The 12,040-nt window shown below is 57.5% G+C and carries 9 protein-coding genes; 3 read left to right on the top strand and 6 right to left on the bottom strand.

Annotation, left to right across the window (positions count from 1 at the left end):
• Positions 1-97: 97 nt before the first annotated feature.
• The gene (locus tag EDB94_RS20615) at positions 98-1,969 is read right to left on the bottom strand and encodes a hypothetical protein (RefSeq protein WP_146162206.1); all 1,872 of its coding nucleotides are present in this window, start codon (positions 1,967-1,969) and stop codon (positions 98-100) included.
• Between the two features lie 196 nt (positions 1,970-2,165).
• Between EDB94_RS20615 and EDB94_RS10235 the strand changes: the two genes are divergently transcribed.
• Complete coding sequence (locus EDB94_RS10235) at positions 2,166-4,325, top strand: choice-of-anchor O protein (protein WP_146162205.1); 2,160 nt, start codon at positions 2,166-2,168, stop codon at positions 4,323-4,325.
• Between the two features lie 63 nt (positions 4,326-4,388).
• Here the strand turns inward: EDB94_RS10235 and mrtJ are convergent, their stop codons facing one another.
• Both mrtJ and EDB94_RS10225 read right to left on the bottom strand, forming a co-directional pair.
• Positions 4,389-4,865 carry a JDVT-CTERM system glutamic-type intramembrane protease MrtJ gene (mrtJ, locus tag EDB94_RS10230; RefSeq protein WP_260312554.1) on the bottom strand — a complete coding sequence of 159 codons (477 nt, stop codon included), beginning with the start codon at positions 4,863-4,865 and terminating at the stop codon, positions 4,389-4,391.
• Positions 4,866-4,992: 127 nt separating this feature from the next.
• A complete protein-coding gene (locus tag EDB94_RS10225; RefSeq protein WP_108018294.1) occupies positions 4,993-6,315 on the bottom strand; it encodes a DEAD/DEAH box helicase in 1,323 nt (440 codons plus the stop codon).
• Between the two features lie 330 nt (positions 6,316-6,645).
• On the opposite strand from EDB94_RS10225, the gene EDB94_RS10220 reads away from it, so the two are divergent.
• Complete coding sequence (locus EDB94_RS10220) at positions 6,646-7,461, top strand: TlpA disulfide reductase family protein (RefSeq protein ID WP_108018293.1); 816 nt, start codon at positions 6,646-6,648, stop codon at positions 7,459-7,461.
• A gap of 40 nt (positions 7,462-7,501) precedes the next feature.
• Here EDB94_RS10220 and EDB94_RS10215 read toward each other — a convergent pair whose 3' ends face one another.
• A complete protein-coding gene (locus EDB94_RS10215) occupies positions 7,502-7,957 on the bottom strand; it encodes a DUF302 domain-containing protein (protein ID WP_108018292.1) in 456 nt (151 codons plus the stop codon).
• A gap of 69 nt (positions 7,958-8,026) precedes the next feature.
• Positions 8,027-9,043 (bottom strand): lysophospholipid acyltransferase family protein, encoded by a 1,017-nt coding sequence (locus EDB94_RS10210; RefSeq protein ID WP_260312552.1) that lies wholly within the window; start codon positions 9,041-9,043, stop codon positions 8,027-8,029.
• A gap of 93 nt (positions 9,044-9,136) precedes the next feature.
• Here EDB94_RS10210 and mltF point away from each other — a divergent pair, with 93 nt between their 5' ends.
• Entirely contained in the window at positions 9,137-10,507 is a 1,371-nt protein-coding gene (gene mltF / locus EDB94_RS10205; protein WP_108018291.1) for a membrane-bound lytic murein transglycosylase MltF, read from the top strand.
• Here mltF and EDB94_RS10200 read toward each other — a convergent pair whose 3' ends face one another.
• Complete coding sequence (locus EDB94_RS10200) at positions 10,508-12,034, bottom strand: NAD(P)/FAD-dependent oxidoreductase (RefSeq protein ID WP_108018290.1); 1,527 nt, start codon at positions 12,032-12,034, stop codon at positions 10,508-10,510.
• Positions 12,035-12,040: the final 6 nt, after the last annotated feature.

Genomic DNA, 12,040 nt, shown 5'->3' with positions numbered 1-12,040 from the left:
GGAAGGTGCGTTTTCCTATGCGGGGCTTCTCCGGCCCCGCCTTTTTATATCGATACCCAATCATAAAACAGCTCTTCCCTGAGCCTGTCATCAAATCCTACTGAACCTCGAAGCTGAGCTTGGCCATAACCTCGGCAGGCGGTGGGTTCAATCTGGCGATTGTCTGGAACTCATCAACCCATTCATGCTCTCCGTGCAACCCATCAATAAAAGTTGGTCGGATAGACTGGTAGTAGAGAGTCGCATCCACCTGCAGGGGCAAAGCCACAGCCGCGCCAACCGGAATCCGATAGCGGATGGTGTCCCGCCCCGCGTTATCAGCGTTAAAATCACTATCCCCATTCAGCCCGATCGGCCGGACATCTTCTGGCACCGAGGCCATATCGAACCCCTTGGGAGGGATACGATTGTCCTTCAGCGGGTTAGCGGCGTAGAGCAGAATATGGGTAATTGCGCCGGTGGTTGAGCCAAGAACAGTTTCATAAACCGGCACATCGTTTTCGGACGATACCTCATTGAGATGAGCCTGATAGCAGACCGAGGAATCAAAATCGGAGGTCTTCTTTGCGGCCAGACAGGCCTCCGAAGTAAACACCGCATCCATTGGCAAACGATAAGACTCATCCGGGAGCCCGCTGGCAAACACCGTTGCGCCATTGGCATCACTCACCCGGGTTCCTACCCACATTCTTCGAGCGGGGAAACTGGTGGGTAACTTGTGGCCGGTTTCGTTCTGAATGGTCAGATCAAAGGCCAACTCGCCAGCTCCGAGGATCTGCCCGGTTACTGATAGCGTGACAGCCGTTTTGAGGAACGCCCGGGTCAACTCCGCCGTTGCCGCGAATTCTCCCGCCTCATTGATATCGCTGCGACCGAGTTCCTCCCTGAACAGTTCCAGGGTTTCAAGCAACCAGGTATTTCCGCCGAGCATCACATGAGGTGAGTAAGGCTGCCTCTCGGGCCAACTGGCGTTTACCGAGCCGTTCGGTCTGACCGCCAGACGGGTGAGGAAGTCCTCACCGATCTCTTCACGCGCCATATGGCACTGCTGACAGGAACGGGGATTGCTGCCATTGGGTCCGAAATCACTGTTTGCCCACTCGGTGTAAGGCGTCTGTTCGGGGTAATCCTCACCGTTGGGCTGATCCGTCTCCATATCGATGGTCGGGGTGTAAAGTTCGTGGCAGCTGGCGCACTGCCGGGAGTCCGACATATGCAGACCAAAGACTGGCGTGTAACCGACCTGATTCTGCATCGCCTGCCCCTGCGGGTTCTGGTATGGCCCATGGATCGTGAATGCGTCTGGATCACCCTCGGCAGGAATCTCGAAATTTCCGGAGTGCACGCCATCGGGGTAGGCATTACCGTCCAACACGCTGTCGGTTATCTGATGGCAGGCTGTGCAACTGACCCCCTCTCGGGCATGGGGGTCAACAAGGGCCTGTTCGGCCCGGTAAAAACCATCATCGAGACCTGACCCCGTCTGGTGAGCATGCGTGGTCGCCATGGGGCTGTGGCAGGTCAGGCATTTGTTCTCAATGAAACCTGCCAGATGGGGGAATGTCTCCGACTCATGCACCATGTTCGCCCGGAAATAAGGATCGGTGAACGCATTCGCCATCACCGTACTTTTCCAGTCTGCGAAGGGACTGATTTCATCACCCTGGGGCGAGGGCTGGTTCTCCGAGATCTGAGCATCTGGCGCCCGCAGCACGGCGGGGCTGTCACCCGGAGAACTGGCTTTGTGGCATTGACCGCAATCCGCGGCCGCCAGGAAAACGCCGGTCGGACTCCAGTGTTCTATCTGGGCAGTTAGCGAAGGTAAGACCTCTTCATGGCCGGAATCCGGGTCGGTTTCGTCGCTAACATCAAGCCCTGGCCCACCGCTGTCACTACAGGCTGCCAGAAATATTGCCGCGACTGCGACACATCGTCGCAGAAACGCACCGCTTCGGAGCAAATTTCCCATAACTACCTCGTAGAAATACCTGAATTTTCAGGCTGATACACAATCAGGATCGTGGTTTTGACGCTGATCAAATTTTCCTCAGAACAGTCAGGGATCAGTAGCCAATTTTTGCAAAAGAGTTTTAAGCTAATAACGAAAAGTCATGGATTGCAAGCATTCGCGAGGCGGTCTGCAAAAGAGAACTGGGGGTCAAAACATGAAGAAAACACTTCTTGCTAGCGCGTTAATAGCTGCCGTTGGCTCGTCCGGGATGGCCTGGGGGGCGACCGGGCTGAGTTTTGGTGACACCGTTCAATTGAGTGCCAATGGCGGCGCCAATAAAACCAAACTGGTCCGGATGACCAATGGTCGGCTGGTTTCCGTTTACGGCGATTATCTCGATCCCAACGGCAACACCGTATACGACGTCAAAGCCCAGGCCGAACGGCCAGCCCGGGACCTTTTCGCACGGTATTGCGATTCGGGTTGCGATGATATTGCCAACTGGTCAACCCCGGTCAACATCTCCGGTACCGCCAGTCAATCTTCCATTGACACTGATTGGTCAGGCGATGGCACCCGAACGCCTTTTGCGGGCGATTCTGACAAGCCCAATATTTTTAACAGCGGCTCCCGGATTATCGTGTCCTGGGTTGATAAATACTGCGATGGTGGTGCACAGAGAACGGTGACCTACCTTACCCGGGAAAACCGGGAAATCCCGTTCAGCTGTACTTACGCGGTCACAAGTGCCAATAACGGCGAAACCTGGTCCACGCCGGTGCAACTCTCAACCGGTGAGCGGGATGCAAAACAGGACGTACACCGGGGCCTCGGAACCGGAGAGTGGGCCATTACCTGGCAGGAAGATCCCCGGGGTCTTCAACTTGGTGAAGCGGACGGCCCGGGCGATGGCGCATCCGGCGCGAACGTAAGCCACGGTACCGATATATGGTACAGCTATGCCGTGGCTGGCTGGACGGTTCAGGATAAGGGCATCTGGACCACTCCAGTGCGAGTCACTGACAACTACGATACCCAGACTGCGTCCGGTAACTTTGACGTTATCCAGGACACCGCTGGCAACGTTGTGGCAGATGATCAGATCGAGGGAGGCACGGCCGGAGCGTCACGGGCCAACCTGGCCCTTCAGTTCGGGTCACTGGATTCCGTTCCACAAGTGATTCTTGCCTATGAGGAAACCAAAGGCTCGAGCGGTCTCGATGAAGGCAAGTACGTTCGCTACCACACCTTCGACTGGAACACGCCGGGCGAGGAAGCCGGCTGTATCATCAGTAATCCGGCTCTGAATGCCCGCCGGGTACGCTTTGTACCGCAAAAAGAAGCTGGCAGTGCCAGCGGGCTTCGCTTGGGCATCTTTTGGAAAGAAGGTGAATTTACCCAGGGCGGTCCCTCCGACATCATGCTTCGCAAAGGCGTGGTCAATGGCGGAAACGGCTTCTCAACGGCAGAAATGGTGCCCGCTGTGGATGCCAACTGCGCCGTATCCGACTACGCGTCCGCCATTGTGCTGAACAATCAGCCGGCACTGAACATGAGCAGCCGAACTGAAGACGCACAGGCGACCACCGATGCCAATATCGCCACCTCAACCATCTCCGATGACACGTATCAGAAGGTTGAGGAAAATGCGATTGCCCACCGGGGCCTCCTGCGGGGCGACGATCTCTACATTGGTTACACCTACACCCCGGTACTGGCAGAGCTGCTGTACACAAACACCAAGAACTACAACTTTTACATCCGGCATTACGATGCGGCGGCAGGCACCTGGTCTGTACCGGAAAACCTGAGCAATATCGAGGACACCGGCATCAATGTGCGAGAGCCCCGGCTGGTCGGCACGCCCGGCAGCACGCCAGCGTGCACAGCGCCGACACCGAATCCGGAAGAGTGCCAGGACAAGACCAAGTTCTACGTTGCCTGGGGCACCCAGACCAACGTCTCAGAGTGGAGCCTCGAGGAACCCAGCGAGCTGGACCTATATGCCGCACGGGCTGAGGACAAGGGTGATTACGTCACGCCGATAGTTCGTTTCGCGGGCGATGCGGAGGATGTGGAAGACTTCGAGTCACAGATTCGAATGACGCCGGCCGGCAACGAACTGTTCGTGGTCTGGAACGAAAATGATCCGTCAGGGACCCATGCCCTTTACCGTGAGGCAGTCACCACCGAGATTCCCGATGATGGCGGTGATGACAATGGTGACACCCCAACCGCAACCAGCAGCAGCGGTGGCGGTACCATCTTCGGATGCAGCTACAACCCGGGCGCTCCGTTTGACCCGACCCTGTTCCTCCTGACTGCGCTGGCCATTGGTGGTCTGACCGTAAGGAAGATCAAAGCCCGCGCATAACGGCCAGCGGCGATAACGAAAAACCCCGGCACTGAATTCAGGCCGGGGTTTTTTCAATGGTACTCAGGAAAACAGATACCAACCCGGCAACAGGGCAGCATTATAAGCAGCATGCAAAATCACACAGGGCAGCAGCGAGTCGTACCGGTCCCGAAAATACCCAAACACCAGAGCAGGCAGGAACACCAGCCAGGCCATCAGATCGGTTCGATAAACAAGATGCCAGGCGGTAAACAGAAACGCCGCGATAAGGTTTGCGAAGGACAGGCCGGCAAAGCGTTTCTGACCCACCGGAGTACTAGCCAGCCAGCCCTGCACCACCCCGCGAAATGCCAGTTCTTCGATGATAGGCGCCCAGAGCACCAGTGAAAGAATCGACAACAGATCAGCATCCTGCCAGCCACTGCCTCCGGCAAGCACTGTCAGCAAAACCCCAATCAGACAACCGGCAACCAGAGCGAGCACAAACTGACCATCGGCCATGGACCGCGTTGGTCGGCTCAAGCCCAACTGTGCCCGTAGAGAGCTGGATCGATGCATAGGCGGGAATATCCTGGCCGGACTGGTTTCAGACCCTGATACTAGAGCATCCACACTCAAAAAGTCAGGGCACCAGAAACAGAAAAACGGAGCCGAAGCTCCGTTTCTGATAACTGCCAATCAGCCTTCAGGCACTCTGGCGCTGAGCCGGACGGCTCCGCTGACTACCGCCATTCTGGCTACGGCCACCGCTGCGACCACCCGGCTTGGCGCCGAAGCTCTTCGGCTTTCCGCCGGGACGACCATTGCCACCGCCGTTACCATTACGGTTACGGGCACGGCTGGGGTCGGCCTTGGCCTTGGGCTTCAGCGGCAGGTTGTTGGTCGGCTCAAAGCCTTCCACTTCCGTGCGCGGCAGCTGCTTTTTAATCAGTCTTTCGATACCAGCGAGCATTTTGCCTTCATCGGCACTGACCAGTGACAGGGCGTGACCGCTTTCACCGGCGCGGCCGGTACGGCCGATGCGGTGCACGTAATCTTCCGGCACGTTGGGCAGTTCAAAGTTCACCACCTGGGGCAGCTGCTTGATGTCCAGGCCACGGGCGGCGATATCCGTCGCCACCAGCACACGCACTTCTCCGGCCTTGAAGTCCGCCAGCGCACGGGTACGGGCACCCTGTGACTTGTTGCCATGGATGGCAGCGGCGGTAATGCCGTCCTTCTCCAGCTTCTGGGTCAGGCGGTTGGCACCGTGCTTGGTGCGAGTAAAGACCAGTACCTGATCCCAGCTGTTGTCCCGTACCAGCTTGCTCAGCAGGGCTGTTTTCTGGCTCTGATCTACCGGGTAGACAGACTGCTTGATGTTTTCGGCAGAGGTATTTCGAGCCGCGACTTCAACCTGAACCGGGTTATCCAGCAGACCTTCGGCCAGAGTCCGGATCTCGTTGGAGAAGGTAGCGGAGAACAGCAGGTTCTGACGCTTGGCCGGCAACAACGAAAGGATCTTGCGGATGTCGCGGATAAAGCCCATGTCCAGCATGCGGTCGGCTTCGTCCAGAACCAGGATTTCCACTTCGTTGAAGCGCACAGCATTCTGCTGATAAAGGTCCATCAAACGACCCGGTGTAGCCACCAGCACGTCCAGGCCTTTGCGCAGCTTCATCATCTGCGGATTGATTTTCACACCACCGAAGACCACAGCGGCCTTGGTGGGGATGTATTTGCTGTAAAGATTCACGCTGTCATGAACCTGCGCCGCCAGCTCACGGGTGGGTGTCAGGATCAGGGCGCGGGGGCCTTTGCCAGTGCGCGGGTTTTCACCCAGACGCTGCAGCAGGGGCAAGGTAAAACCGGCGGTTTTGCCGGTACCGGTCTGGGCAGCAGCCATAACGTCCCGGCCAGAAAGCACGGCGGGAATAGCCTGGGCCTGAATGGGAGACGGGGTTTCATAACCCTGGTCAGACGTGGCACGGACCAGCTGCTCGGACAAACCGAGTGAAGAAAAACTCATATAAGATCAACTCTTGATTATTCTGCCTCCACGACCACCGTTTTCGGCGAATGCGGGCAGATGCCATGAACATTCATGGAATAAAAGACGACTACGGTCACGCGCCGTTATCGGGGTGACGTCCTCTGACAGGTCGTATGGAAAGGTCGCACGGGCTTAAAGCCTTAAACTGCGGAATCCCTAGAGGCAGGATGCGGGCACATTAACAGAGCCCCGGCCAATTAGCCATAGGTGATTATAATAAGCATCCGAAGGAACCTGGCACTCATCCTCAAGTCAGAGTGCTTTGATCCCCGCAACCTAACACGGAATTATAAGGAAGTTTCAGGAATGAGCGTCAGTATCGGCCCATTGAGCCTGTCCATCGGTCACCTGCTATTGGTTATTGCCTTCGGCCTGGCTCTACTGGTTGGAGGGATACTCGGCCGCAAACACCGGGTTCCGGTGGCCGGATCAGTGGCCGATATCTTTGTGGTAGCGATGCTGAGCGCCCGGATCGGTTTCGTGATCAGCTACTTCGAGCATTACCAGAACGACCTGCTGGGCATCATTGATATCAGGGACGGCGGTTTCGATGCGCTCTGGGGTGTCATCGGCGCCATCATCTTCACCGGCTTTCTGATGTGGCGCAGGAAATCGCAACGCAAGCCACTGGCTACGGCCGCGTTAACGGGCGCCCTGTTCTGGGCCGGCACCGCAGGCACCATCACACTGATCGAACAGCAGGCCCGCAGCATGCCGGACGTTACCCTGCGCTCGCTCAATGGCGAAGTGATCAACCTGTCCCGGTTGGCTCCGGGCCAACCCCTGGTGGTGAACCTCTGGGCGACCTGGTGCCCACCCTGCATCCGGGAAATGCCGGTGCTGGAGGAGGCCCAACACATCTATCCGGATATCGCGTTTGTGTTTGCCAACCAGCGGGAACAGCCCGAGACCATCCGTTCCTTTCTGGCGGAAAACCGCCTCAACCTGAATAACCTTTACCGGGACGATCAGGCCCAGCTGGCGCGAGCCGTGGGCAGCAATGGCTTACCAACCACGCTTTTTTATAATGCTCAGGGCGAGTTGATCGATTCCCACATGGGCGAGCTGTCACGGCCGACCCTGGCCAGGGGCCTGGAAAAGATCCGGGTACTCAAAGAGTGAACCAGACCCGCTGGTCCCGTTAGCCGCATGGCGTTTTTATTTATTGGGTTGCCGCTTTGGCAAAATTTCCCAGTGCGCCGCTTACTTTTCCAAGCACCTCATCGCATCCTTCAATGCCATGGCGGCTCTTGAGGTATTGCGGGTCGTTGTACCCCAGCCAGACATCACCGTTGGCATCCTCCCAGATCAGGGCCTTCTGGGGCAGGTCGATGGCGACACTCTGGGCGCACTGCATCAGGGGCGTACCGACTTTGGGATTGCCGAAAATAACCACTTCGGTCGGACGCAACGCCAGCCCGGCTTTTTCCGCGCCCTTCTGATGATTGACGCGAGCCATAACCGTCATGCCCTTCTCTTTGAGCACAGACTCGAGTTTGTCGGCCGTGGCTTTGACATCGTGACTGCTTTTGATCGCGACCAGCCCGTCTGCGGCATGGGTGAGCATGGCGAACAACAGGGTTGATGCCACCAGAACCAGTCTGAGAGTGCAGCGCATAATATCCTCCAGAGGATTTGCTGAAGTTTTCAGGATAGAACAGAGGCAGGCGTTACGCATGAACGCGCATCAGTAGATCGCTGCCGCACCCTCTGGCCTGCTCTTGAATCGCTTGTGCAGCCAGAGGTACTGATCGGGCTGCTCACGAACGGTGGTTTCAATAAACCGGTTCCAGACTTCGGCGTCCTGTTCGGGATATTCACCGAAGGATTCCTGAATCGGAGAAAATACGACACGGTAACTGCCATCGGGCATTCGCAAGTGACTCACGCAAATGACCGCGGCGCCGGACTCGCGGGCAATGTAACTCGGCGACGTAATACAGCCGGCACTGACTCCAAAAAAGGGCACAAACACCTCCGACTTCTTGCCGAAATCCTGATCGCAGGCGAACCAGACCTGTCCACCTTCTTTCAGGAACGACAACATGGGTCTGATCTGACGCTTGGTGAACGAACGGATACCAAAGTGCCTCCGCCGGCCACGTTCGATCATACGGTCAATCACCGGATTGTTGTTGGGGCGATACATGTAACCCGGTTTCTCAAGCTTGCAGGCGATCAAAGGCAGTGCAAAGTCGAAAATACTGTAGTGTCCGCCGATCAGCAGCACCCCCTTGCCACGTCGTTTCGCTTCTTCAAGGTGCTCGGTGCCATGTACCGAGGCGCTCTCGCAGTAAGGGGTCATATCCCGCCACCAGGCATGAACGCTTTCCAGAACGCCACGGGCCGAGGCCACAAAGGCGTCTTCAACCAGTTGCCCGCGACTTGCGGCGTCCAGCTCCGGCATACAGGCTGCCAGGTTGGCGTCTGCAACCCTGGCGCGGGATTGCATCTTTCTGGAAAGGAGCCTGCCCAGCCAGCCTCCCAGACGCTGCTTCAGCCCCATTGGAAGAAACGACAAAAGCCAGAGCAAGCAAACCAGAGTCCAGGCAGGCCAGTAGGACGGATGCCAGAGAGAGCGTTTCCTGTTTCTTTTGCCGGACGCCATGTAAAAGTGGCCTGTGATAATGAAAAAACGGTCGACCAGCCTGACACACTCTTCATCCGCTAGATAGGTGAGATTCTCATGGATGCGGTTGGTCAAAGGGAATCCGATTCCCGAGTTCAGGAGTATGGTTTTGAGGAGATACGTGTTAATACGTAGAAGTCATTCCAAAAAGACAGGAAACTCCTCGCTATGTTCCGATGGAAGTTCGCCCCAGCTCTTGTGATCATGCCGCTACTGCTAGCCGGCTGCAGTGATAACACCAGCACGAGCCAACCGACGACAACGGATATCAAGCCACCGTCGGAAACGGGGGTACTCAAAGTGGCTACCCGCAATGGTTCCACCACCTATTATCTGGACCGACATGAAAATCCCGTCGGCCCCGAACACGCCCTGATCAGCGCCTACGCCGAACAGCGTGGCTGGCAGGTGGAGTGGACCATGCTCGAATCCACGAGTGAGGTTCTTGCTGCGCTGGAGTCTGGCAACACCCACCTGGCGGCCGCCGGGCTGACCCATTTGGCCTCCCGCGATGAGCGCTTCGTACGAGGCCCGGCGCACACCGAGATTACCGAACAGCTGGTTTGCCATCGCGACGCACGTCCCATGCCCCGGAAACCCGAAGACATTCCCGGCACCGATATTGTCGTAACCGCCGGCTCCAGCTACGTTGAAACCCTGAACAAGCTGAATGAACAGCATCCGGGAATTGGTTTTGAGGAGGATGCGGACCGCACTACAGAGGTCATTCTCTCGGACGTTGCCGAACAGGATGTCGGCTGCACCGTCGCCGACTCCAACATTGTTCAGGTCATGCGCCGGCATTTCCCCCACCTGGAAGTGGCGATGACGCTCACTCAGGGCCGGAATCTTGGCTGGTACATGCCCAAGGCTTCCGAAGATCTGGCCTCCGATGCCCACGAGTGGATGAATAGCGTCGAAGGCGATGAGGCCATAGGGCTGATGGAGAACCGCTACTATGCCTACATTGGCGACTTTGATTTCGTGGATCTGCGGGCCCTGAATCGACGCATTGAAGACCGCCTGCCCGATTTCATCGATCAATTCCGGGAAGCGGAGGCCAAAACCGGCATGCCCGCAGACCTGCTGGCCGCGCTGGCCTATCAGGAATCCCACTGGGATCCAGCGGCGAAATCCCCCACCGGTGTCCGCGGCATCATGATGCTGACCCGACGGACCGCCGAATCTCTGGGAGTAACCAACCGGCTCGATCCCGATGCAGCTATTGATGGCGGCGCCCGCTATCTGGCCGACCGTCACCGCCGCCTGCCAGAGACTATTCCTGAGCCGGACCGCACCTTCCTGGCGCTGGCGAGCTACAACATCGGCCGTGGGCACCTGCTGGATGCCCGGGAGCTGGCGCGGAACCTGAACAAGAATCCGGACTCCTGGCAGGATATGACCGAGGTGCTACCCCTGAAAGCCGACAAGCGATACTACCCCAGCACCCGCTACGGATACGCCCGGGGCTATGAGCCGGTGCACTACGTGCAGCGCATTCGCAACTACCGGGATGTCATACGTTCGGCGTTTGAGTGATCAGGTTCCGAACAGGGCCGAGCGCAGGGGCCGCAGGAAACCCCCGGATTCCTTGTGGCTCGCATGGGTCCGCTTGCCATCGAATTCCAGGTAGCCATCCTCAATCGGCTCGAATCGCAGGATTCTGACGTCCTCGAGATAATTCTGGGACGATTTCCAGGGCCCGTGAGTGCCCTGGCGGGGCAGGCGATCGGCGGCCCGGCGAATGTAGCCAGCATCCAGAGAGCCAAGCACCGTGTCGTCGCCGCGACTGTTCTCAGTGTCCCGGGCCACCACGCTACGATAGCCACGCTTGTCCATCAGGTTCATCAGCCGGCACAGGTACTCGGCGGCAATGTCCACCTTCAGGGTCCAGGAAATGTTGGTGTAACCGAAGATCATGCCGGCGTTGGGCACGCCCTCCACCATCACGTTCTTGTAAATAATCTTGTCTTTCATCACGACTTCCTGGCCGTCCACGGTCGGCCGGATCCCACCCAGCATCTGGATATCCAGACCTGTTGCCGGGATGATGATATCCGCTTCCAGTTCCTCGCCCGATTTCAGGCGGATGCCGGTTTCCGTGAAGCGGTCAATATGATCGGTGGCAATGGACGCCTTGCCGGCTCTCATGGCACGGAAAAGGTCCCCGTCTTTTACCACGCACAGGCGCTGGTCCCACGGATTGTAATCCGGCGTGAAGTGCCGCATATCGGCGGTGTCCCCAACCTTGCGTTTGATAATGCCCAGGAACAGCCGGCGCATGAACTTCGGGCTCCTTCTGGAGCGCAAGTAAAGGAAACGGGAAATGGAAATATTCCGGGCCCGGGTCAGCCGATAGGCGGTTCTCTCGGGCAGAATTTTCTGCAGGGCCAGAGACACTTTGTCGGTTGAAGGCAGAGGCATCAGATAGGTGGGTGAGCGCTGAAGCATGGTGACATGCGAGGCCTTCTCGGCCATGGTCGGCACCAGGGTAATAGCAGTTGCGCCGCTGCCAATAACCACCACCTTCTTGCCCGCGTAGTCGAGATCTTCCGGCCAGTGCTGCGGGTGTACGATCTGGCCGCGGAAATCATTTTCACCCGGGAAGTCCGGCTTGTAGCCCTGATCATAGTTGTAGTAGCCGGTACAGCCGACCATGAAGTTGGCGGTGTATTGTTCTGTTTCGCCGGTGGCTTCGTTCAGGGCCGAGAGCTTCCAGCATTTGTCGACACCTGACCAGTCCGCTGTCCTCACCGCCAGCCCGAAGCGGATGTGGCGTTCGACATCATGCTCCCTGGCGGTCTCCGCCACATAATTCTTGATCGATGCGCCGTCGGCCAGCACCTTGCCGCCTGTCCAGGGGCGGAAATTGTAGCCGAAGGTAAACATGTCCGAATCCGAACGGATTCCCGGGTAACGGAACAGATCCCAGGTGCCACCCAGGGACTGCCGACGTTCGAGGATGGCAAACGACTTGCCGGGGCATTCACGCTTAAGATGGCATGCCATGCCAATGCCGGAAACGCCGGCGCCGATGATCAGTACATCGAAATGCTGGTTACTCATTGCCTG

This window comes from Marinobacter sp. 3-2 (assembly GCF_003751355.1).
GTDB lineage: Bacteria > Pseudomonadota > Gammaproteobacteria > Pseudomonadales > Oleiphilaceae > Marinobacter > Marinobacter adhaerens.
The sequence above is the reverse complement of the archived record's forward strand: the minus strand, read 5'-3'. Positions and strand labels throughout refer to the sequence as shown.